A 22,560-nucleotide genomic window follows, 5' to 3' on the forward strand; every position below is an offset into this window, starting at 1 on the left:
AACGGGCCTGCGTGGATAGGGCCGGACGTGTGTCCGACGGGTTGCCCAGCGATCGTAACGCGCGGGGGTGAACAGAGGGCAATCCCCGTGCGTACGTCAAGCGCTGCGGCCCACGCCTCGCTGCCCGGGCCACATCGTGCAGCGTACCTCTCCGGAATCGCGCTGAGCAGGGGGCGTGGGGACCGGGGTCCTCCGTTCTGATCAAGCCGGATCCGAACGGGAGGCCCTATCGCAGTGCGTCACCGGTGGCGGCGAGCCGCGTCGCGGACCGTTCCAGCTCCTCGGCGGCGAGGCTGATCCGCTCCGTGGTGGTGGCGACCTGGCGGGCGAGCCGCCGCGCTTCGAGGAAGACCCGGACGGCCAGGACGCCGAGCACGGCGGTCCCGAGGAAACCCAGGGCGATGGCGATCATGGGCCAGAGCATGGTGTTCAGACCGTTCCCGGCAGGTCCTGGAGCGTGGAGTGCAGACGCATCGTCCGCACCCCGCCGCCCGTGAGGAGTTCGATGATGCGTTCGCCCGCGGGCTTGCGGACCGGGGCCTCGCACTCGGGGCAGACGAAGGAGTAGAAGGTGGTGCGCCGGCTGGCCCCGATCGCCAGGCGCAGCGCGCCCGCCGACAGTTCGAAGGCGGCCCGGCACTCGGGGCAGGCCGCTTTGAAGAGGACCGGGACCACCGTCGAAAAACCAGACGGCCCAGACATTGCCGACATATTTCCCTTTCTCCTTGTCCTCAGCCGTTCGCTCTCGCCCGTTCGGTCCGGCCCGCCGGGTCAGTCGTGGAGCTCGTACGCCGCCAGCGCCTCGGCGGCGGCCCGCCGCGCGCTGTCCGCCAGCTCCGGCGGGGCGACGATCCGCCCGTCACCGCCGAGCCGCAGCGCGAGCCGCCGCAGCGAGGCCGGTACCGGGGTCCGCAGCGTGATCCGCAGCCCTCCGTCGGGCAGCTCCACCGCGCTGTCGTGCGGGTAGTACTCGGCGACCCACCGGCCGCCGGGGCCCACCTCGACGATCACCTCGGGGTCCTCGGCCGACGGCTGCACCAGCCCCTCCGACAGATCCCGCAGCTCCAGCTCCGGGGGCGCGGCCGGGGCGTCCAGCAGCCGGATCTCGGCCACCCGGTCGAGCCGGAACGTACGCCGCGCCTCGGAGAGCCGGCACCATGCCTCCATGTAGGTGTGGCCCACGGCGAAGAGCCGGATGGGGTCGACCTCGCGCTCCGTCAGCTCGTCCCGCGCCGGGGAGTAGTACCGCAGCCACAGCCGGCGCCGCTCGGAGATGGCCCGGTCGACCTCGGCGAACACACCGCCCTCGGACTCGAAGGTCACCGAGAGCCGGGAGCTGGCACCCGCGGCCTCGCCGGCCGCCGTCTCCAGCTTGGCGGTGGCGCGCAGCAGCGCCTGCCGGTCGCCCTCGCGCAGCCCCGGCAGGGTGGCGACCGCGCGGGCCGCGACGAGCAGCGCCGTCGCCTCGTCGGCGGCGAGCCGCAGCGGCTCGGCGACATCGTCCGGGTTGTGCCACCAGATGCGGTCGCCGTCGGTGTCGATGTCCAGCAGGTCGCCGCCGCGGAAGCTCGTACCGCACATGGGCAGGACATCGAGGTCGGAGATCAGCTCGTCCTCGCTGATCCCGAACGCGCGGGCCACGTCGCCGACATGGGCGCCGGGGCGCTCCCGCAGATAGGTCACCAGCGAGAGCATCCGCCGGGTCTGGTCGATCGCGTTGACTGCCACGGTGTCCGAGCCCCTCTCAGCCCTTGGCCACGGCGCGCAGCCGGTCCAGGACATCGGCCCGCAGATCCGCGGGCTCCAGTACGACCACGTCCGGGCCGAACTCCACCAGCCAGGCGTCCAGGCCGTGTCCGTACGGGATCTCCAGCTCGTCCCAGCCGTCGGCCACTTCCCGGGTGGACAGCGCCCGGGAGCGCAGCGGGTAGCCGCAGCCGGAGCGGAGCCTGATCAGCGCGGAGCGCGTCGCGGTCTCCCCCGCCCAGCTCTCCACGGTCTCGCGCACGGTCACCACGTCGGGTACGGGCGCGCCGAACGTGCCGACGCGTGAGCGGACCCGGCCGGAGATCCGGGAGAGCCGGAAGACCCGCTCGGCGCCGCGGTCGCGGTCCCAGCCGGCCAGGTACCAGTGTCCGCGCCAGCACTCCAGCGTCCACGGCTCGACCTGGCGCTGTTCGGCGCGGGCCGCGTTGGCCTTGCGGTAGTCGAAGGAGACGGGGCGCCGGTCGCGGCAGGCGAGCATCAGCGGCTCGAAGGCGGCCTCGTGGACGGGGATACGGGGTTCGAGGGCGCCGTGGTGGGCCTCGTAACTGTCCTCGGCCTCGGGCATCCCGGCGGCGCGCAGCTTCTGGAGGGCGCCGCTCGCCGCGCCGGCCAGCCGCGCCTGCTGCCAGACCTTGGCGGCCAGGCCGAGGGCCGCGGCCTCCTCGGCGTCGAGGGTGATGGGGGGCAGCCGGTTGCTGTCGCGCCGGGCCAGGTAGCCGGTCTCGCCGTCGAGGTTCTCCACCGTCTCGATGACCAGGCCGAGTTCGCGGAGGTCGTCCTTGTCCCGCTCGAACATCCGGTTGAAGGATTCGTCGGTGCCGGCTTCCAGGTACGCCTCGATGGAGCCACGCAGTTCGCGCTTGCTGAGCGGCCGCCGGGTCCCGAGCAGACACAGCGCCAGATTCATCAGCCGCTCGGCCTTGGCAATGGCCATCGACGCCTCGCACCCCTCATTGATCGTGCCGCCTCCGCCCGCTGACCGTACCGTCCCGGGGTGTCGCGGCAAAGCCGAGGGTCCATGCCGTACGGCATGGACCCTCGGTGGACCCGGCTGGGGCGCGTTTCGAAACACGCCCTGGGGCCGGACCGTTCCGTATCAGACGGAGACCAGGTCGCAGACGAAGATCAGCGTCTCGCCCGGGGCGATGCGGGCGCCCGCGCCACGGTCGCCGTACGCGAGGTGCGGGGGGATGGTGAGCTGACGGCGTCCGCCGACCCTCATCCCCTGCACGCCCTGGTCCCAGCCCGCGATGACCTGACCGGCGCCGAGCGTGAACGGAAGCGGACCGCTGCGGTTCCAGGAGGAGTCGAACTCCTCGCCGGTCGAGAAGGCCACACCGACGTAGTGGACCTTGACATTGGCACCCGCCGTGGCGACCTCGCCGTCACCCTCCCAGATGTCCTTGATCTCCAGGTCGGCCGGCGGCTCGCCGCCCGGGAAGTCGATCTCGGGCTTCTCGATGCTCACGTGAAACTGCTCCTCTAAATGATGAACGGCACAACCGGGACAGTCTTACACCTTCGCGAGGATGTCCACGGCGAAGACCAGCGTGGAGTTCTTCGGGATCCCCTGCTGCTCCTGGTTGCCGAAAGCCTGGTCCGGCGGGATCACGATGAGGACCCTGCTGCCCACCTTCTTGTCGACGATGCCCGTCTTGAGGCCCTTCAGCGTGAGCTGCGGCAGCGGGAACGTCGTGGTGCGGCCGGTCTTGTACGTGCTGTCGAACTGCTTGGCGTCCTTCCAGAGGTACGCCGAGTAGTTCAGTACGACGGTGTCGGAGTCCTTGACGACGTCGCCCTTGCTCTCCAGCACGTAGTCGGAGACCAGCTTCTTCGGCGGGTCGGTCCCCTTGGGGATCGTGACCTTCGGCTCCTTGCCGTCGTCGTTGGTGCCGACCTGCGGCAGCGCCTTGTCGTCCTGCGGGACCGCGGTGCCCTTGGCCGAGGTGGGGACCTTGGTGGCCTTCAGGATGTCGACGACGAAGACCAGCGTGGAGTTCGGCTTGATGTCGCCCTGGCCCTGCGCGCCGTATCCCAGCTCCGGGGGGATCCCCAGCTCGACGCGGCTGCCGACCTTCTGGCCTTCGAGGCCCTGGTCCCAGCCCTTGATGACCATGCCGGCGCCGAGCGTCAGGTCGAACGGCTGCTTCCGGTCGAAGCTGTTGTCGAAGGGCTTGGTCGAGTTCCATGCCTGGCCCAGGTAGTTGACCTGGACCGCGTCGCCCTTCTCGACCTTCGCGCCGTCACCCTCCTTGAGGACATCGACCGTCAGCTTCTTCGGCGGATCCCCCTCCCCCTTGTCGAGGGTCGGCTTCTGTCCGAACTTGGCGCCCTCGCTGATCGCGGGGAGTCCGTTCTTGGACGAGGTGGAGTCGGAGCCTCCGTCGCCACCGCAGGCCGCTGTCGACAACAGCAGCAAGGGGACGACGATCAGGCCGGCAAGTCGGCGCACGTGTTCCTCAGATCTCAGACGGCACAGTAGCTGCCCACTGTAGGGCGTGACAGGGGCCCCGTACGCGATACGTACGGGGCCCGCGCCGCATTCCACCACTGCGTGTCAGCCACCGGTTGACGGAAACGCTCACATACCGGCGATGAGCTTTTCCACCCGTTCGTCCACCGACCGGAACGGGTCTTTGCAGAGCACCGTGCGCTGTGCCTGGTCATTGAGCTTGAGATGCACCCAGTCGACCGTGAAGTCCCTGCGCTGCTCCTGGGCGCGGCGGATGAAATCGCCGCGCAGTCGGGCCCTGGTGGTCTGCGGAGGCACGGACTTGCCTTCGAAGATCTTCATGTCGTTGCAGATACGGGCGGCCTGGCCCTTCTTCTCCAACAGGTAATAGAGCCCGCGGCGACGGTGGATGTCGTGGTAGGCGAGGTCTATCTGCGCGACCCGGGGATGCGACATGGTCATGTTGTGCTTGGCCCGGTACCTCTCGATGAGCTGGTACTTCATGACCCAGTCGATCTCCGTGCCGATCCGGTCGAGATCCTCGGCCTCGATCGCGTCGAGCGTACGGCCCCACAGTTCGAGGACCTGCTCCACGGTGCCGGTGCGGATGCCCCGGCGGTCCACGAAGTCCACGGCCTTCTCGTAGTACTCCCGCTGGACCTCCAGGGCGGAGGCTTCCCGGCCGCTCGCCAGGCGGACCTTGCGCTGCCCGGTGAGGTCGTGGCTGACCTCGCGGATCGCCCTGATCGGGTTCTCCAGGGTGAGGTCGCGCATCACCGTGCCCGCCTCGATCATGCGCAGCACGAGATCGGTGGCGCCGACCTTGAGCAGCATGGTCGTCTCGGACATGTTCGAGTCGCCGACGATGACATGGAGCCGGCGGTAGCGCTCCGCGTCGGCGTGCGGCTCGTCCCGGGTGTTGATGATCGGACGGGAGCGGGTCGTCGCGGAGCTGACGCCCTCCCAGATGTGCTCGGCGCGCTGGCTGACGCAGTAGACGGCGCCCCGCGGGGTCTGGAGCACCTTGCCCGCGCCGCAGAGGAGCTGACGGGTGACGAGGAAGGGGATGAGAATGTCCGCGAGCCGGGAGAACTCCCCGTGGCGGGCGACGAGGTAATTCTCGTGGCAGCCGTAGGAGTTTCCCGCCGAGTCGGTGTTGTTCTTGAAGAGATAGACGTCGCCCGCGATTCCCTCCTCGTGCAGGCGGCGTTCGGCGTCGACGAGCAGGCCCTCGAGAATGCGCTCGCCTGCCTTGTCATGCGTGACCAGTTCGGTCACGTTGTCGCATTCGGGTGTCGCGTATTCCGGATGCGATCCCACGTCGAGGTAGAGGCGGGCGCCGTTCCGCAGGAAGACATTGCTGCTGCGGCCCCATGACACAACACGGCGGAAGAGGTAGCGCGCCACTTCGTCAGGTGACAGTCGGCGCTGTCCCCTGAACGTGCACGTGACGCCGTACTCGTTCTCCAGCCCGAAAATGCGGCGGTCCATGTCTGAACATTACGCCTGATGACCTGAGCTGAAACCGGGTTCGACCGCACCGCTTGGATCATTTTCCGTCGGAACGGTGTCGTCGGGCGCACCGCCGGGACGTGCGAGGACCCGCTGTGTGGCCAGCAGGACCAGCAGCGCGACGGTGCCCGCGGCCCCCGCCACCCCGAAGCTGGTGGACGTACCGCCGATCTCCACGGCCGGGCCCGCCACGGCCGTTCCGAGCGAGGCGCCGACGCCGAAGGTCGTCACGAGCCAGGAGAACGCCTCGGTGACGGTGCCGTGGGGCGCGTGCCGGTCCACGACGACGAAGGCGCAGGCGAGGGCGGGGGCGAGGAAGACACCGGCGAGGGCGGCGAGCGCGGTCATGGCGAGGACGCCGGGGGTGAGCATCAGCGGCAGGTAGCAGAGGGCGAGCAGGGCGGTGATGGAGAGCAGCCTGCGTTCGGGGGTGTTGGTCCACCGGCGGGCGCCGTACACGAGTCCGCCGACCAGCGCGCCCAGGCCCAGGGCGGCCATCAGCCAGCCGTAGACCGACTCGCGGCCCTGGTCGTCGGCGTACGCGACCGCCGCGACGGTGATGGAGCCGAGGGCCATCCCGATGAAGAGGAACGCGCCCAGCAGGGCGAGCAGTCCCGGCGAGCGCAGGGCTCCGAGCCAGTGCGCCTCACGGGGTGCGGAGCGCCAGGCGCGGGAGGGCTCGGACAGGACGACGGAGAGCGCGCCGAGCACGCCGATCGCGTTGATGACGAGCAGCGCGGCGGCCGGGGACCAGAGTGCGACCAGCAGGGTGACGAGCAGCGGCCCGACCGTGAACATGATCTCCTGGGCGATCGCGTCCATCGCGTACGCCCGGTGCACCCGCTCCTCGCCGCCGAGGACGCTGGGCCACAGCGCCCGCAGTCCGCCTTCCAGCGGCGGGGTGAACAGCCCGGAGACCGCCACGGCGGCGTACGCGAGGACCGGGCCGTCGCCGCTGGTGCCCGCGACGACGAGCAGGACGGCGCCCAGGGCCGACACGAGGGCGGCGGGGAGCTGGATCCGGGGCTGGCCGTACAGGTCGACGGCGCGGCCGAGGAGCGGCTGACCCACCGCGTTGCTGATGCCGTAGACCGCCGCGAGAGCTCCGGCGAGGCTGTAGCTGCCGCCGCCCGCCCGGACGAGCAGGACGATCGCGATGGGGGCCGTGGCGTTCGGCAGCCGCCCCACGAGTGTGCCGGTGAGCAGCCGCGCGGCATGCGGCGCCTTGATGATGTCTGCGTACCCGGTGGCTCCGTCGGCCATGGCCGCCTCTCCCCGCTTCCCTGTTCACCCGTTTCCCGGCACGCCGGGTTTTACGTATAACGTCTGGGCTCATACGTACCATGTGCGCAGTGCGCGGGTCCACCGCGATTCCCGCCCGCGTCGGAGAACGGCAGTCATGACAGAGCACTCGGCCAGGCCCACCAGCAGGGACGTGGCCCGGGCCGCGGGCGTGTCCCAGGCCACCGTCTCGCTGGTCCTCGGCGACAAGTGGCGGGGCAGGGTCTCGGAGCGGACCGCCGGCGTCGTCAGGGAGGCGTCCCGCGAACTCGGCTACCGGCCCAATCTCGCCGCCCGCAATCTCCGCATGGGGACGACCAGGACGGCGCTCCTGGTCGTCCCCGCGCTCACCAACGATTTCTTCGCCCGCGTCTACACCGGCGCGGCCGAGGTCGCCGCCGAGCACGGCTTCGGGGTCGTCCTGTACCCCTCGCCCGAGGGGATGGGCCCCGCCAGGGACCCCTTCGCCTCGGCGCGGGCCGCGCTGGACGGGGTGATCGCCTCCTCGATGGCGACCGCCGCGCTCGACGCGATCAGCGGCACGGACGGCGCGGACCTGCCGCTGGTGATGCTCGACAGCGATCCCGCGGCGCCGGGCGCCGCCGCCCGGGTGAATGTCGACATCGCCGACGGCATGCGCCGGGTGGCGGAGCATCTTCTCGGCCTCGGCCACCGGCGGCTGGTCCATCTCGCGTCCGCCGTCGACTCCTGGACCTTCCGGGTACGCGCCGAGGCCATCGCCGCGGCGGTGGGGAACGTGCCGGACGCGGTCGTGACGACGGTCTCCGCGCCCCTGGAGGTCGACGCGGGCCGGGCGGCCGCCGAGCGCGCCCTCGCGGCGCCGGGGCCCCGCCCCACGGCCCTGGTCTGCGACGGCGACGTCCTGGCGGCGGGGGCCTGCAAGGCGGTACGGCGGCTCGGGCTGCGCGTCCCCGAGGACATCTCCGTCACCGGCTTCGACGATCTGGCCCTGGCGAGGGCGGTGGAGCCGGAGCTGACCACCGTACGGCTGCCCGCGGAGCAGGTGGGGCGGCGCGGGATGGCGGCGCTGCTGCGCGTCCTGGACGGGCAGCGTCCGGAGACCGGCGACCTGCCGGTCACGCTGGTGGTCCGGGGCTCCACGGCCCCGGCCCCACCGACCGCCGACGGGCCCTGAGCCCCGGCCCCGGCACGCCCGCGCCCCGGAGCGCGTGAGCGGTCCGGGGCAGGAGCGGAACGGTTACTTCTTGCCGGTGCCGTCCGGCTTGTCGGAGGCATCCGGCTTGTCGGAGGCGTCCGTGTCCGGGGCGTCGTCCGCCGCGACCGGGGTCGCGCCGTCGGGCTCCTCGGTGTCCGACGGCGCGTCCGTCGGGGTCGAGGCCGCTCCGTCCGCCTCCAGCAGGCGGGAGAGCTGCCGGCCGACGATCCGCTTGAACTTGCGCTGCTGTGGTCTCGTACGGTCCAGGACGGCGACCTCCAGCCGCTCGGCGGGGATCTCCCGCTCGCCGCCGTTGGTGTCCCGGGACAGCGCCTGCACGGCCAGCTTCAGCGCCTCGGCGAGCGACATGCCGTCGCTGTGCCGCTGATCGAGGAAGGTGCTGATCTGCTCGGAACTGCCGCCGACCGCGACCGAGCCGTGCTCGTCGACGATCGAACCGTCGTGCGGCAGCCGGTAGATCTGGTCCCCGTCCGCCGTGGCGCCCACCTCGGCGACGACCAGCTCGACCTCGTAGGGCTTCTCGGCGGAGCTGGAGAAGATCGTGCCGAGCGTCTGGGCATAGACGTTGGCGAGACCACGGGCCGTCACATCGTCACGGTCATAGGTGTATCCGCGCAGATCCGCGTAGCGGACGCCGCCGATGCGCAGATTCTCGTACTCGTTGTACTTGCCGGCGGCGGCGAAGCCGATCCGGTCGTAGATCTCGCTGAACTTGTGGAGCGCTCGGGACGGGTTCTCGCCGACGAAGACAATGCCGTCGGCGTACTGGAGCACTACCAGGCTGCGACCGCGGGCGATGCCCTTGCGGGCGTATTCCGCCCGGTCGGCCATGGCCTGCTGGGGTGAGACATAGAACGGCGTCGACACCGGCTATCCGTCCCTTTCTGTCAGTGACATGTTTGTTCAGAAGAGAGCAGCGGCGTCAGAGCAGCGCGGCGCGCGGGCCGTCGGGCTGTTCGAGTCGGCGCTCCAGGATCGACCGGGCGATCTCGGCGGATTCGTCGTCGGCCATCCTCCGGAAGCCTTCTTCGGTGATGACGGTGACGATCGGATAGATCCGCCGGGCCACGTCGGGGCCGCCTGTCGCGGAGTCGTCGTCCGCCGCGTCGTACAGCGCCTGGACGACCAGGGTGCACGCCTGCTGCTCCGTCAGATCCTCGTGGTAGAGCTTCTTCATCGACCCGCGGGCGAAGACGGAACCGGAGCCCGTGGACGCGTAGCCCCGCTCCTCGGAGCGGCCACCCGTCACGTCGTACGAGAAGATGCGCCCCTTCCCGCGCTCCACGTCCCACCCGGCGAAGATCGGGACGACGGCCAGGCCCTGCATCGCCATGGCGAGATTGCCGCGGATCATCGTGGAGAGCCGGTTGGCCTTGCCCTCCAGCGAGAGCTGCGCCCCTTCGACCTTCTCGAAGTGCTCCAGTTCGAGCTGGAAGAGCTTGACCATCTCCACGGCGAGGCCGGCGGTGCCCGCGATGCCCACGGCCGAGTACTCGTCGGCCGGGAAGACCTTCTCGATGTCGCGCTGCGCGATCATGTTCCCCATGACCGCCCGCCGGTCACCGGCGAGGATCACCCCACCGGGAAAGGTCACGGCGACGATCGTCGTGCCGTGCGGTGCCTCGACGGCGCCCTGCACGGGCGGCAGGACCCGCTTGCCCGGCAGGATGTCCGGCGACTGGTGGGAGAGGAAATCCATGAACGAGGACGAGCCGGGCGTCAGGAAGGCTGCCGGCAGACGCCCGGTGGTACGAGGGTTGGCTTCCACACGTTTCCTTCCGGATGGGCGGCGGCCCGCTCGGACCGGGCCGATCTTAGATCTGTGCACGGACCTTACCCGCGCCGTCGCCGGTCATCCGCCCCGGTGCGACCGGCTTTCGCCGGAGGCCCCGGGGACGGACAACGGAGCCTACTGACCGCCCTTTTGGACGAAGGACCGCACGAAATCCTCGGCGTTCTCTTCGAGCACGTCGTCGATCTCGTCGAGGACGGAGTCCACGTCGTCCGACAGCTTCTCCTGGCGCTCCTTGAGGTCCTCGGATGCCTGCGCTTCCTGCGCCTGCTCCTCGGTCTCCTCCGTGGAACGCGTCGCCTTCTGCTGTCCGCCGCCGGTGTCCTTGGTCGCCATAACCCTCACCCCGCTCGGTTCGCCCCGCTGGATGTGACCTACAAGATCCGACCCTACAAGGAGGGTCGGACATCGGCCCCGCACTTGTGCCAACGTATGGGGGCCACTCTGATCATTCCCCCGCCGGGACCGTTTCAGCCTCCGGACAGCACCTGGACCAGCTCCTCCGCCGTACGGCAGCGGTCGAGCAGCTCCTTGACGTGGTTGCGCGTGCCCCGCAGCGGCTCCAGCGTGGGCACCCGCTGCAGCGAGTCACGGCCGGGCAGGTCGAAGATGACCGAGTCCCAGGATGCCGCGGCCACGTCGTCGGCGTACTGCTCCAGACAGCGGCCCCGGAAGTACGCCCTGGTGTCCTCAGGAGGCTTGGTCCTGGCCCGCTCGACATCCTGGTCGTCCAGCAGGCGCCGCATCTTGCCGCGGGCCGCCAGACGGTTGTACAGGCCCTTCTCGGGGCGTACGTCGGCGTACTGGAGGTCCACGAGGTGCAGCCGTGCCGCGTCCCAGTCCAGGCCGTCCCTGCGGCGGTAGCCCTCCAGGACCTCACGCTTGGTGATCCAGTCCAGCTCGCCGGAGAGGCTCATCGGATCGTTCTCCAGCCGGTTGAGCGTGTCCTCCCAACGGCCCAGCACGTCCTTGGTCTGCTCGTCGGCGTCGGCCCCGTACCGCTCCTCGACGTACTTTCTCGCCAGCTCGTAGTACTCCATCTGGAGCTGGACCGCGGTGAGTGTCCGGCCGCTGCGCAGCGTGACCAACTGGCCGAGGGTGGGGTCGTGCGAGACCTGGTGCAGCGTACGGACCGGCTGGTCCACGGCCAGGTCGACGTTGATGAAGCCGTCCTCGATCATGGAGAGGACCAGCGAGGTCGTGCCCAGCTTGAGATAGGTGGAGATCTCCGAGAGGTTCGCGTCGCCGATGATCACATGCAGCCGGCGGTACTTCTCGGCGTCCGAGTGCGGTTCGTCCCGGGTGTTGATGATCGGGCGCTTGAGGGTCGTCTCCAGCCCCACCTCGACCTCGAAGTAGTCCGCGCGCTGGCTGATCTGGAAGCCGTGCTCGTGGCCGTCCTGGCCGATCCCGACCCGGCCCGCGCCCGTGACGACCTGCCGGGAGACGAAGAACGGCGTGAGGTGGCGCACGATGTCCGAGAACGGGGTCTCCCGCTTCATCAGGTAGTTCTCGTGCGTGCCGTAGGACGCGCCCTTGTTGTCGGTGTTGTTCTTGTACAGATGGATGGGCTGGGCGCCGGGCAGCAGCGCCGCGCGCTCGGCGGCCTCCGCCATGATGCGCTCGCCGGCCTTGTCCCACAGGACGGCGTCCCGCGGGTTGGTGATCTCGGGAGAGCTGTACTCCGGATGGGCGTGGTCCACGTAGAGCCGCGCGCCATTCGTGAGGATCACATTGGCCAGACCGATGTCCTCGTCGGTGAGCTGGCTGGAGTCCGCCGTCTCGCGGGCGAGGTCGAAGCCACGGGCGTCCCGGAGCGGATTCTCCTCCTCGAAGTCCCAGCGGGCGCGCCGCGCCCGGTGCATCGCCGCCGCGTAGGCGTTGACGATCTGGGACGAGGTGAGCATGGCATTGGCGTTCGGGTGGCCCGGGACGGAGATGCCGTACTCCGTCTCGATGCCCATTACTCGCCGTACGGTCATGCGGCCCTCCTTGCCCGGCGGCGCTCCCCTCCGGGAGCGGCGCTCAAGTACCGCTGTCTCTCCGACGCGTGTGCGGTGCCCGGTCCCGCACTGCGCGACGTGGCGGTACGAAAGAGCCTAGAACGCCTCCGCGCCGACGGGGAGATCATTTTCTTCATTGGCCTGGTGTGGTGGTTGGCCCGGTGTGCGGGTGTGGTGGGAGGTACGGGGAAAGCAACCGGCTGCGGACGCCCTTCGAGGCATCCGCAGCCGGTCCGCGCTCTACAGGTACTGACCGGTGTTCGCCACCGTGTCGATCGAGCGTCCGGTGTCCGCGCCCTGCTTTCCGGTCACCAGGGTGCGGATGAAGACGATCCGCTCACCCTTCTTGCCGGAGATACGGGCCCAGTCGTCCGGGTTGGTGGTGTTCGGCAGGTCCTCGTTCTCCTTGAACTCGTCCACGCACGCCTGGAGGAGATGGGAGACCCGAAGGCCCTTCTGGTCGTGGTCGAGGAAAGCCTTGATGGCCATCTTCTTGGCCCGGTCCACGATGTTCTGGATCATCGCGCCGGAGTTGAAGTCCTTGAAGTAGAGGACTTCCTTGTCGCCGTTGGCGTACGTGACCTCCAGGAAGCGGTTCTCCTCGGACTCCGCGTACATCTGCTCCACGACGGACTGGATCATCCCGTGGGCCGCGGCCTCCTTCGAGCCGTTGTGCTCGGAGATGTCGTCCACGTGCAGCGGCAGTGTGGCGGTCAGGTACTTCGCGAAGATGTCCTTCGCCGCCTCCGCGTCCGGACGCTCGATCTTGATCTTCACATCGAGCCGGCCGGGCCGCAGGATCGCGGGGTCGATCATGTCCTCTCGGTTGGAGGCGCCGATGACGATGACGTTCTCCAGGCCCTCCACCCCGTCGATCTCGGCGAGGAGCTGCGGGACGATGGTGTTCTCCACGTCCGAGCTGACACCGGACCCACGGGTGCGGAAGAGGGATTCCATCTCGTCGAAGAAGACGATGACGGGGGTACCCTCGCTCGCCTTCTCCCGGGCACGCTGGAAGACCAGGCGGATGTGGCGCTCGGTCTCACCGACGTACTTGTTGAGGAGCTCGGGACCCTTGATGTTGAGGAAGTAGCTCTTCCCCGCCGGACGCCCGGTCACCTCGGCGACCTTCTTCGCGAGGGAGTTGGCCACCGCCTTGGCGATCAGCGTCTTGCCGCAACCGGGCGGACCGTAGAGCAGGATGCCCTTCGGCGGCCTCAGTTCGTGCTCCTTGAAGAGGTCCGGGTGGAGGTACGGAAGCTCGACCGCGTCCCTGATCATCTCGATCTGGCCGCCCAGACCGCCGATCTTGTTGTAGTCGACGTCGGGGACCTCTTCGAGGACCAGCTCCTCGACCTCGCTCTTGGGAACCACTTCATAGACGTAGCCGGAGCGCGGTTCGAGAAGCAGGGCGTCGCCGGGGCGGATGGTGATGTCCAGAAGCGGCTCGGCGAGCCGCACCACACGTTCCTCGTCGGTGTGCCCGATCACCAGGGCGCGCTCGCCGTCCTCAAGGATCTCCTTGAGGGTGACGATGTCCCCGGCACGCTCGAATTCCATGGCCTCGACCACATTGAGCGCCTCGTTGAGCATGACTTCCTGGCCACGCCGCAGCTCATCGAGCTCGACGCCGGGACTGACATTCACCCGGAGCTTTCGGCCACCGGTGAAAATGTCGGCCGTGCCGTCCTCGTTGCTGTGCAGGAAGACACCGAAACCGGCGGGCGGCTGTGCCAGCCGGTCGACCTCTTCCTTGAGGGCCACGATCTGGTCGCGGGCCTCACGCAGCGTATTGGCGAGCCGCTCGTTCTGCGCGGACACACCCGCCAGGTTCGTCTGCAACTCGACGATCCGCTCTTCGAGAATTCTCGTATGCCGCGGAGAGTCGGCGAGCTTACGTCGCAGGACGGCGATTTCCTGCTCGAGATAGGCAACCTGGCCGGCTGGGTCTTCGGACCCCCGCCCGGGCCGGATGCCGCGGTTGATGTCGTCGTCGTGGGCTGCCACGGTCCTCACCTCCTCCAAGGGGAGCTGGACGCTTCCTGACCCTACCTGGGTGGGTGATGATTGAAACCCCTAGATCACAAAGACTGTCGGGGTGGTACCGATCTTCACCCTTGCGCTCTCCCTCACGCCAGGGGAATACCCACCCAGGGACATCGGAAAGCGGCCGGTTGTATCGTCGAAGTGTTCAACACCCGTCAGGGCTGGCGCGACTTACCCCGTCACGTGCCGTCCGGCGCAGAAAAACGGCAGGAGAGATGACCGTGCAGCAGGAGGCTCCCACCGAAGGCGTCACCGAGACCGGTGAGCCGCTGGAGGTCTGGATCGACCAGGACCTCTGCACCGGCGACGGGATCTGTGCCCAGTACGCGCCGGACGTCTTCGAGCTGGACATCGACGGCCTGGCCTACGTGAAGAGCGCGGACGACGAACTGCTCCAGTCGCCCGGCGCGACCACACGCGTACCGCTGCCGCTTCTGACCGATGTGGTGGATTCGGCCAAAGAATGCCCCGGCGACTGCATCCATGTACGCCGGGTGGCGGACCAGGTCGAGGTGTACGGACCGGACGCGGCCTGATCCCGTACGGCTCCGGACACCCGGAGCCACCGGTCAGCTACTGCGCGCCTCAGGCAGCTCGGTGCGCAGGAACGCGCCATTTTTCCACTGCCAGGAGACATGCTCCTCCTCGTCGGGGCAGCAGCGCGGCACGGAAGGCTCCGAGTAGCCGAACAGGGTGGCCAGGATCACACCGTCGTGGACGGTGAGATCGGGCCCGACGGTCCACTTCTCCCCCGGGTCCACCAGGGTGGCCACGACCCGGGGCGCGTCCCCCTCCGCCCTGGTCAGCACGTACACCCCGCTCGGCGGGGTGCCCAGGCCAGCGTCGCAGCGGACCACCGCCACGGTCTCCGGGCTGCCGTCCCCGTCGAGATCCCCCGTGGCCTTCTGGGCGACGACCGAGGGCACCGCCCCGCACTCCAGGGGAAAGTCGGCGTCGGCGGGGTCGGGCGCGGGCAGCGGGGCCGCGGCGGCGGGCCCCGAGGCGTTTCTCAGCCCCTGCGGGTCCGTCTGGGAGGCGGTGGCGGGCCCCGGCTGAAGCAGCCCCGCCAGCGCCACGACGGCAGCCATCGCGGTGGCCGTCGACAGCCAGTGGATCGGTCGGGGCCGGGTGTGCGCGAGGTCCGGAGCGTCGGAGATCTGCACGCGGAGTCTCTCCTGTGAAGGCGGTGCCGGTGAGTAACCAACGGTGTGTGAGGGAGTCAGCATCGTGCCACACGTCACAGGGCGACGGAACAGCGGGGTGCGTAAGCCCAACGTAAAGATGCCGCCGCCCAGTTGCCCGTACGGAACGGGAACCGGGCGGCGGCAGCGTCGTACGTGGGGTCTAGCGAGCGGCTCCGCCGCTCGCGCTGCCCGGACCGCTGTAGTCGTCGCCGTACGCGCCCTTGGCGGGACGGCGGCGGCGCAGCGGCGGCTCCACACCGTCCGCGAGCCGACGCGCGGTCACCAGGAAGCCGGTGTGCCCGATCATCCGGTGGTCCGGCCGGACCGCCAGCCCCTCCACGTGCCAGTTACGGATCATCGACTCCCAGGCGGCGGGCTCGTTGAACGTGCCGAACTCCCTGATCGTCTCGACCGTACGCGCGAGTTGCGTCGTCGTCGCGACATAGGCACACAGGATGCCGCCGGGAACCAGCGCCTTGGAGACGGCCTCCACGCACTCCCACGGGGCGAGCATGTCCAGAATGACGCGGTCGACATCCGTGTCCGACAGATTGTCCTGAAGGTCACCGACCGTCAGCGTCCAGGCGGGATGCGGCTCGCCGAAGTAGCGCTCCACGTTCTGCTGTGCGATCTCGGCGAAGTCCTCACGGCGCTCGTACGAGTGCAGCATGCCCTGGTCGCCGATGACCCGCAGCAGAAAACTGCTGAGCGAGCCGGAACCCACCCCCGCCTCGACGACGCGGGCGCCGGGAAAGATGTCGGCGAAGGCCAGGATCTGGCCGGCGTCCTTCGGATAGACCACGGCGGCACCGCGGGGCATGGACAGGACATAGTCGGGGAGCAGGGGGCGCAGCGCGAGATAGGCGACGTTCCCCGTGGTACGGACAACACTGCCCTCGGGAGCACCGATCAGCTCGTCGTGCGGGAAGGACCCTTTATGGGTGTGGAAATTCTTCCCGGCTTCGAGCGTGAAGGTGTAGTGGCGTCCCTTGGGGTCGGTGAGCTGAACCTGGTCCCCGACCTTGAAGGGGCCGCGACGTCGGGCGGCACCGGTCGGTTCGGACATGTTCGAAGCTTAGCTGTATTTTTTTGGGGCTCGGTTCGCCTCCGGGGCGCCTTATGCCACTGTCGACGGTCGACCGTGCTCGGCCCCTCGTTCCTCGGGGCCTGCGCGCGCTCTCCCTTTCGACAGCGGCGCGCCCCTTCGGCTCACTCGCCGGCCAGGCGCGCACTCGGGCCGAAGATTCCGGCACCGCACCACCTGGTCGGCGCTCGATCGGAAACGGCGCCCCAGCCATAGGCCCGCCTCCCCGACCCTGCGGCGAGTGAGCCGAAGGGGCGCGTCGGCGCCGTAAGAGAGAGCGCGCGCAGGTTCGTGAGGAACGAACGAACCGAGCACGGTCGACCGTCGGCGCCGACTTAAAGCGCCCCGGAGGCGAACCGAGCCTCAAAAGCTAGCTGGGCCGGGCCATGGCGGAGACGAAGGCTCGTTCCACGTCGGCCGTGGAGAGGACTCCGTAGATCTCGCCCGTTTCCTCCAGGACCAGGTACTCCGTCGCCGGGCTCGCCCTGAGGCGTTCCAGGAGCGCTTCTCCCGCGAGGTCCGCCGGGACCTTCATGCCCTCTGTGAGGTCCTGGGCGAGGCCGCTCACCGCGACCCAGGGGCGGCGGTGCTGTGGGACGCCGACGATCGCGGACTCCCGTACGAGGGCCGTGGGGTCGCCGTGGCCGTCCACGACCACCAGGGCGCGGGCGCCCGCCTCGTTGGCGCGGCGCAGCGCCTCGGAGAGCGGGGTGGCGGATTCGACCGGGACGGCGCGGCGGGTGAGCGCGCGGGCCTGGAGTTCGGGGAGGTGTTCGCGGAGCCTGGCCATCCGCAGGCTGTTGCCCGCGCCGGTCCAGATGATCGCGGCGAGGATCGCGGCGAGCAGCGCGTCCATGACCGTCTCCATGCCGCTGACGTTCGCGGCGGAGGTGCCGAGTGCACCCGTACGGGTGAGGAGCGGGAGGCCGATGAGGACCGTGACCGCGAGCGCGCGGCCGACCCAGGCGGCGGCGATGGTGCCGCTCATGGGCTTTCCGGTGATCTTCCAGACGACCGCGCGCAGCATCCGGCCGCCGTCCAGCGGGAGGCCGGGCAGCAGGTTGAAGACGGCGACGATCAAGTTGGAGATCATCAGTCCCGCGAGCAGGACGCCGGGGACCGTGCGGGCCTCCACGGCCAGCAGGCCGAGGTAGAAGAGGCCCGCGAGGACCAGTGAGAGGAGCGGCCCGACGAACGCGAGGACGAACTCGCGGCCGGGTGTCTCGGACTCCTTCTCGATCTCGGAGACGCCGCCGAAGAACTGGAGCTGGATCCGGCGCACGGGCAGCTTGAAGCGGAGCGCCGCGACGGTGTGGGCCAGTTCGTGGACGAGTACGGAGGCGTAGAACGCGACCGCGAAGAACAGGGAGACCAGGTACCGCAGGTTGCCCAGTTCCGGCAGGACCCGTTCGAGCTGGCCGCCGAAGATCCAGGTGATGAGCGCGGCCACCAGGAACCAGCTCGGGGCGACGTAGACGGGCACGCCGAAGGGGCGGCCCATGAGAATGCCACCGCCGGGGTCTTCACGGCGCGGCGGCTTGCCACCGGGGCCCGTGTCCCCCTTGCCGGGCTGCGGCATCCTGCCCTCGCCGCTCTCGTCGTCCTCTTTCACGGGTTCCCTTCGTCGGCAGCGTCGCTCGCTCGATGATGCGGTGCGAGTGGCTCTGTGGTCGATGGTATTCGGCTCGCTGTCAGTGGCGGGCCGTAGGGTCTGCGTCATGAGTACGAGCAAGCCGCCCACTTCGCTGTCACCGTCGCGTGCGAGCGACTTCATGCAGTGCCCGCTGCTGTACAGATTCCGGGTGATCGACAAGCTGCCGGAGAAGCCGAGCGAGGCGGCCACGCGCGGCACTCTGGTGCACGCGGTGCTGGAGCGTCTCTTCGACGCGCCGGCCGTGGAGCGTACGGCGCCGCGGGCGAAGGCGCTGGTGCCCGGTCAGTGGGACCGGCTGCTGACCGCCAGGCCCGAGCTGGGCGAGCTGTTCGCGGAGGATGCGGAGGGCGAGCGGCTGGCGGCGTGGCTGGGGCAGGCGGAGCGGCTGGTGGAGCGGTGGTTCTCGCTGGAGGACCCGACGCGTCTGGAGCCCGCCGAGCGTGAGCTGTTCGTGGAGACGGAGCTGGAGTCGGGGCTGCGGCTGCGCGGGGTGATCGACCGGGTGGATGTCGCGCCGACCGGCGAGGTGCGGATCGTCGACTACAAGACGGGCAAGGCGCCGCGTCCGGAGTACGCGGAGGGCGCGCTGTTCCAGATGACGTTCTACGCCCTGGTGGTGCGGCGGCTGAAGGGGGTGCTGCCGCGCCGGCTCCAGCTCGTCTACCTGGGCAGCGGCGAGGTCGTGACGTACGACCCGGTGGAGGCGGATCTGGAGCGGGTGGAGCGCAAGCTGCTGGCGCTCTGGGAGGCGATCGAGCTGGCCACGGCGACCGGCGACTGGCGGCCCAGGCCCACGAAGCTCTGCGGCTGGTGCGACCACCGGGCGGTGTGTCCGGAGTTCGGCGGTACGCCTCCGGTCTATCCGCTGAGTGTGCGGCCGGTGGAGACGCCGGTGGAGGCACCCGCGCCCGGCTGACCCGGGGCGGGGCCGTCAGGGCAGAATGGGGCTGTCTATTGAAGGAGTTGCCCCGTGACTGTCCGCGTCCTACTGGTCGACGACCAGCCACTGCTGCGCACCGGTTTCCGGATGATCCTGGAGGCCGAGCAGGACATCGCGGTCGTCGGTGAGGCCGGGGACGGCCTCCAGGCCATCGACCAGGTCCGTGCGCTCCAGCCCGATGTGGTCCTGATGGACATCCGGATGCCGCGGATGGACGGGGTGGAGGCGACCCGCCAGATCACCGGCCCCGGCCGGGACGGTCCGGCGAAGGTGCTGGTCCTGACGACGTTCGACCTCGACGAGTACGTGGTGGAGGCGCTGCGCGCGGGGGCCAGCGGCTTTCTGTTGAAGGACGCGCCCGCCAATGAGCTGGTGCAGGCCATCCGGGTGGTCGCGGCGGGCGAGGCGATGCTCGCGCCGAGCATCACGCGCCGGCTGCTCGACAAGTACGCGGACCACCTTCCGTCGGGTGAGGAGCCGGTCCCCGACACGCTGCACACGCTGACCGAGCGGGAGGTCGAGGTGCTGAAGCTGGTGGCGCGTGGGCTGTCCAACGCGGAGATCGCGGCGGACCTGTTCGTCAGCGAGACGACGGTCAAGACCCATGTGGGGCATGTGCTGACGAAGCTGAGCCTGCGTGACCGGGTGCAGGCGGCGGTGTACGCGTACGAGAGCGGGCTGGTGCGTCCCGGCGCCCAGTAGCGGCCGTACGGGCGTCACAGGACACGTACCGCACGACATACGCGAAGGGCTGCCGGGTCGTCCCGGCAGCCCTTCGTCGTCGGTGGATCCGGAGGATCAGTTTCCGTGGCCGAGCTCCCACAGGTGGAGTTCGGCGGAGGAGTTGACCGCCCACTCCACGCCGGAGATCTCGGTCCGGGACGCCACGTACTGCTTGCCCTGCCAGAGCGGCAGCACGGGAACCTCGTCGGCGACGAGGTTCTGGATCTGGCCGAACGCCTTGGTGGCCGCGCTGCGGTCGGCCTGCCTCCGCGACTCCGGGAGAAGCTCGGTGCGGATCTTCAGGTTGTCGTACGGGCTGTTCAGGAAGTTGGGCTTGTCGAAGAAGGGGCCGACGTAGGTGTCCGGGTCCGGGAAGTCGGGGAACCAGCCCATGCCGTAGACGGCGTACTCGCCCTTCTGCCCGTTCGGCCGGAACTCCTTCCACTCATGGCCCTTGATGTCGACATCGAAGAGTTTGGTGGCGTTGAGCTGATCCCTGAGGGTCTCGAACTCCTTGCCCGTGGCCGAGCCGTAGTGGTCGGTGGTGTAGTTCAGCGTCAGCTTCACCGGCGTGGTGACGCCCGCGTTCTCCAGCAGGCTCACCGCCTTGGACACGTCCCCGTCGCCGTACTTGTTGAAGAACGGGTTCGTGTGGGTGGCCACGGTGGACGGGACGAGCGAGTACAGCGGCTCGGCCATGGCGCCGTACGCCTTGGTCACGATCTGGCCGCGGTCGATGATGTACGCCATGGCCTGGCGTACCGCCTTGTCCTTCACGAGCGGGTCGTCGGTGTCGAACGCGAGGTAGCGGATCTCCAGACCCGGCATCTCGGTGAGCTGGATGTCGTCCCTGGGCTTCTCGACGAGTGCCTGGACCTGCTCGGGCGACATGGCGCGGGTCATCATGTCGATGTCCCCCGCGTCGAGCGCCTTGCCCATGTCGTCGGGGGTCTTGAAGGGCCGCAGCTCGACCTTGTCGTTCTGGAGCTTGACGCTGCCCTTGTAGTCCGGGTTCTTGGTGAAGACGGCCTTGACGACCGCGTCGCCCTTGACCTCGGTCTTCAGCGTGTACGGGCCCGAGCCGGAGAGCTCGAAGCCCTTCCGGACCTTCTTCGGCGAGTAGTCCTTGGCGCTGAGGATGCCGGCCACCGGGGTGGTGAGCTTGTACGGGAAGGTCGCGTCCGGCGACTTGAGGTGGAAGACGATCTTGCGGGCGCCGTCGGACTCCATCGTGTCGATGTTGCCCAGCAGGGTGGCCACACCGCTCTCGTCCTGGATGTCCAGGGCGCGCTGGATGGAGAACTTCACGTCGTCGGCGGTGATCGCGTCACCCCCGGGGAACTTGAGCCCCTCGCGCAGCGTGCAGCGGTAGCTCTCGTTCGCCCGGTCCGTGAAGCCGCATTCGGACGCCGCGTCAGGTATCGGCTTGCCGCCGCCGCGCGGGACGGAGACCAGCGTCTGCACGACCTGGCGCAGCACGTTCCACGTGCCGGTGTCGTACGCGAAGGCCGGGTCCAGGGGCGCGGGGCCGTCCTTGGTGGCGATGTACTGGTCCGTGGTGCCCACGACAATGGCCTCCCCGCCGCCGGAGCCACCGTCCGAGCCCCCGCAACCGGCGAGCACGGGCACAAGCAGGCCGAGCGCGGCCGACAGCGCCAAAGTCTTGCGGTTCATCCTGGACGTACTCCCTCATCCGGCACTGAGATACAGCGGTGCTGACGAGACTCCGCCGCGTTCCACCCGGTCGGGGCAGTGCGATCGGGCCGGGATACAGGGCGATCGGTCCTGTGTACATGGCGACTTGGTGGCCGTCGGGGACACGTCGTTGATACGGCGAAGTGCTCGCGACGAGATTAGTCGGACGCGCCGGTAATGCCGGACCCGGGCCGATCGGAATCGCAATCGGACAGTGATCGGAAATAGCGGCGCGTCGATATCCGGGCGGGGGCACCTTTCTTCCGGGCCGCCCCAAAGGGGGACACATGGGCACAGGCAGCCCCAGCGGGGACGGCCGTGGATCAGCACCTTCCGCCGCTGTCGATGAGTGCGCAGGTGATAAAGGTCACTCCCCCACCCTTTTGCGGGGATCATGAATGCGCCACGTGAAGTGACGGAAAATATCCAGGCCAATGCCGACAGTTCCCGTAGCGCATTTCATGGCGACGCTCAGTGCACCGGACGGTCTCCGTGTGTCATCAGAGCACGCAGGAATACCAGGTCCACCTCTTCGAGAGAGCCCACGACGGTTCTCCCGTCGGCCGGGCCGATCGGCGCCACGGACGGTACGGCCACGACCCGGCACCCGGCGGCCTCGGCGGAGGCGACTCCGGTGGCGGTGTCCTCGATGACCGCGCAGCGCGCCGGATCGGCGCCCAGGCCGCGCGCGGCGAGCAGATACGGGTCGGGGTGCGGCTTCGTACGGGGCACCTCGTCGCCCGCGACGGTGAGGGCGAAGAACTCCGGTCCCAGCGAGACCAGGACGCGGTCGATGATGCGCCGGTGCGAGGCGGAGACCAGGGCGGTGGGCACCTCGTGCGCGGCCAGTTCGGTGAGCAGCCGGCGCGCGCCCGGCATCAGCGGGACGCCGCGTCCGATGAGGTCCTCGAAGGCGTCGTTGAGCCGGACGGTCAGCTCGGGGAAGGTGATGTCGGCGCCGGTGGCCTCGATCAGGAAGCCCGCGCTGCGGCTCATGGGACCGCCGACCACCACATCGCGCCATGCCTCGTCGAGGACGTGCCCGAGGTCCTTGAAGACCTCGACCTCCGCGTCCCACCAGAACCCCTCGGTGTCGACCAGGGTGCCGTCCATGTCGAGAAGGACGGCCTGAAGGGCGGAGCCCTCGGCCGTTCGGGTCAAGGACGCGGGGACCGTACTGGTCATCCGGCACACCTCCGTGAGGGACGAGAAGGCCGGTCACCTTCCCC

22 protein-coding genes are annotated in these 22,560 nt (G+C 69.3%); 4 read left to right on the top strand and 18 right to left on the bottom strand.

Features of this window, described 5'->3' with window-relative positions:
* Positions 1-226: 226 nt before the first annotated feature.
* The 8 genes from ACIO3P_RS29895 to ACIO3P_RS29930 all read right to left on the bottom strand — a co-directional run bounded on the left by ACIO3P_RS29895 (position 227) and on the right by ACIO3P_RS29930 (position 6,994).
* Entirely contained in the window at positions 227-424 is a 198-nt protein-coding gene (locus ACIO3P_RS29895; protein WP_401792988.1) for a hypothetical protein, read from the bottom strand.
* Positions 425-429: 5 nt separating this feature from the next.
* Positions 430-711 carry a hypothetical protein gene (locus tag ACIO3P_RS29900; protein WP_329824474.1) on the bottom strand — a complete coding sequence of 94 codons (282 nt, stop codon included), beginning with the start codon at positions 709-711 and terminating at the stop codon, positions 430-432.
* Positions 712-771: 60 nt separating this feature from the next.
* Positions 772-1,728, bottom strand: coding sequence for a WYL domain-containing protein (locus ACIO3P_RS29905; RefSeq protein ID WP_329824475.1), 957 nt, complete (start codon positions 1,726-1,728; stop codon positions 772-774).
* A gap of 16 nt (positions 1,729-1,744) precedes the next feature.
* Positions 1,745-2,701 (bottom strand): WYL domain-containing protein, encoded by a 957-nt coding sequence (locus tag ACIO3P_RS29910; RefSeq protein ID WP_329824476.1) that lies wholly within the window; start codon positions 2,699-2,701, stop codon positions 1,745-1,747.
* A gap of 162 nt (positions 2,702-2,863) precedes the next feature.
* On the bottom strand, positions 2,864-3,235 hold the full coding sequence (locus ACIO3P_RS29915; RefSeq protein WP_329824477.1) for an FKBP-type peptidyl-prolyl cis-trans isomerase: 372 nt from the start codon (positions 3,233-3,235) through the stop codon (positions 2,864-2,866).
* A 45-nt stretch (positions 3,236-3,280) separates the two neighbouring features.
* Positions 3,281-4,219, bottom strand: a complete 939-nt coding sequence (locus ACIO3P_RS29920) for an FKBP-type peptidyl-prolyl cis-trans isomerase (protein WP_329824478.1) — start codon at positions 4,217-4,219, stop codon at positions 3,281-3,283.
* A gap of 129 nt (positions 4,220-4,348) precedes the next feature.
* A complete protein-coding gene (gene pafA / locus ACIO3P_RS29925) occupies positions 4,349-5,710 on the bottom strand; it encodes a Pup--protein ligase (RefSeq protein WP_329824479.1) in 1,362 nt (453 codons plus the stop codon).
* A 9-nt stretch (positions 5,711-5,719) separates the two neighbouring features.
* Entirely contained in the window at positions 5,720-6,994 is a 1,275-nt protein-coding gene (locus ACIO3P_RS29930) for an MFS transporter (protein ID WP_401854241.1), read from the bottom strand.
* Positions 6,995-7,130: 136 nt separating this feature from the next.
* Here ACIO3P_RS29930 and ACIO3P_RS29935 point away from each other — a divergent pair, with 136 nt between their 5' ends.
* The gene (locus ACIO3P_RS29935) at positions 7,131-8,168 is read left to right on the top strand and encodes a LacI family DNA-binding transcriptional regulator (RefSeq protein ID WP_401854240.1); all 1,038 of its coding nucleotides are present in this window, start codon (positions 7,131-7,133) and stop codon (positions 8,166-8,168) included.
* Between the two features lie 63 nt (positions 8,169-8,231).
* On the opposite strand, the gene prcA is transcribed toward ACIO3P_RS29935, so the two are convergent.
* From prcA to arc, 5 genes are all read right to left on the bottom strand, one after another.
* Entirely contained in the window at positions 8,232-9,077 is an 846-nt protein-coding gene (gene prcA / locus ACIO3P_RS29940) for a proteasome subunit alpha (protein ID WP_329824482.1), read from the bottom strand.
* Positions 9,078-9,132: 55 nt separating this feature from the next.
* Positions 9,133-9,978: a proteasome subunit beta gene (prcB, locus tag ACIO3P_RS29945; protein ID WP_329824483.1), complete on the bottom strand. Its 846-nt coding sequence runs from the start codon at positions 9,976-9,978 to the stop codon at positions 9,133-9,135.
* A gap of 141 nt (positions 9,979-10,119) precedes the next feature.
* Complete coding sequence (locus ACIO3P_RS29950; RefSeq protein ID WP_030754525.1) at positions 10,120-10,338, bottom strand: ubiquitin-like protein Pup; 219 nt, start codon at positions 10,336-10,338, stop codon at positions 10,120-10,122.
* Positions 10,339-10,472: 134 nt separating this feature from the next.
* Positions 10,473-11,984 (bottom strand): depupylase/deamidase Dop, encoded by a 1,512-nt coding sequence (gene dop, locus ACIO3P_RS29955; RefSeq protein WP_399294800.1) that lies wholly within the window; start codon positions 11,982-11,984, stop codon positions 10,473-10,475.
* A 261-nt stretch (positions 11,985-12,245) separates the two neighbouring features.
* Positions 12,246-14,012: a proteasome ATPase gene (gene arc, locus ACIO3P_RS29960; RefSeq protein ID WP_329824484.1), complete on the bottom strand. Its 1,767-nt coding sequence runs from the start codon at positions 14,010-14,012 to the stop codon at positions 12,246-12,248.
* 254 nt (positions 14,013-14,266) lie between these two features.
* Here arc and ACIO3P_RS29965 point away from each other — a divergent pair, with 254 nt between their 5' ends.
* Entirely contained in the window at positions 14,267-14,587 is a 321-nt protein-coding gene (locus tag ACIO3P_RS29965) for a ferredoxin (RefSeq protein WP_329824485.1), read from the top strand.
* 33 nt (positions 14,588-14,620) lie between these two features.
* On the opposite strand, the gene ACIO3P_RS29970 is transcribed toward ACIO3P_RS29965, so the two are convergent.
* From ACIO3P_RS29970 to ACIO3P_RS29980, 3 genes are all read right to left on the bottom strand, one after another.
* The gene (locus ACIO3P_RS29970) at positions 14,621-15,214 is read right to left on the bottom strand and encodes a hypothetical protein (RefSeq protein ID WP_329824486.1); all 594 of its coding nucleotides are present in this window, start codon (positions 15,212-15,214) and stop codon (positions 14,621-14,623) included.
* Positions 15,215-15,395: 181 nt separating this feature from the next.
* Positions 15,396-16,301 carry a tRNA (adenine-N1)-methyltransferase gene (locus ACIO3P_RS29975; protein ID WP_329824487.1) on the bottom strand — a complete coding sequence of 302 codons (906 nt, stop codon included), beginning with the start codon at positions 16,299-16,301 and terminating at the stop codon, positions 15,396-15,398.
* Positions 16,302-16,689: 388 nt separating this feature from the next.
* Complete coding sequence (locus ACIO3P_RS29980; protein WP_329824660.1) at positions 16,690-17,898, bottom strand: site-2 protease family protein; 1,209 nt, start codon at positions 17,896-17,898, stop codon at positions 16,690-16,692.
* Positions 17,899-17,992: 94 nt separating this feature from the next.
* Here ACIO3P_RS29980 and ACIO3P_RS29985 point away from each other — a divergent pair, with 94 nt between their 5' ends.
* Together ACIO3P_RS29985 and ACIO3P_RS29990 are read left to right on the top strand one after the other, a co-directional pair.
* Complete coding sequence (locus ACIO3P_RS29985) at positions 17,993-18,889, top strand: PD-(D/E)XK nuclease family protein (RefSeq protein WP_329824661.1); 897 nt, start codon at positions 17,993-17,995, stop codon at positions 18,887-18,889.
* Positions 18,890-18,943: 54 nt separating this feature from the next.
* Complete coding sequence (locus ACIO3P_RS29990) at positions 18,944-19,615, top strand: response regulator transcription factor (protein ID WP_329824488.1); 672 nt, start codon at positions 18,944-18,946, stop codon at positions 19,613-19,615.
* Between the two features lie 96 nt (positions 19,616-19,711).
* On the opposite strand, the gene ACIO3P_RS29995 is transcribed toward ACIO3P_RS29990, so the two are convergent.
* Positions 19,712-21,310, bottom strand: a complete 1,599-nt coding sequence (locus ACIO3P_RS29995) for an ABC transporter substrate-binding protein (RefSeq protein ID WP_401792969.1) — start codon at positions 21,308-21,310, stop codon at positions 19,712-19,714.
* 492 nt (positions 21,311-21,802) lie between these two features.
* Positions 21,803-22,516 carry an HAD family hydrolase gene (locus ACIO3P_RS30000; protein ID WP_401854238.1) on the bottom strand — a complete coding sequence of 238 codons (714 nt, stop codon included), beginning with the start codon at positions 22,514-22,516 and terminating at the stop codon, positions 21,803-21,805.
* Positions 22,517-22,560: the final 44 nt, after the last annotated feature.

The sequence above is a fragment of the Streptomyces sp. NPDC087310 genome (genome assembly GCF_044744405.1).
GTDB lineage: Bacteria > Actinomycetota > Actinomycetes > Streptomycetales > Streptomycetaceae > Streptomyces.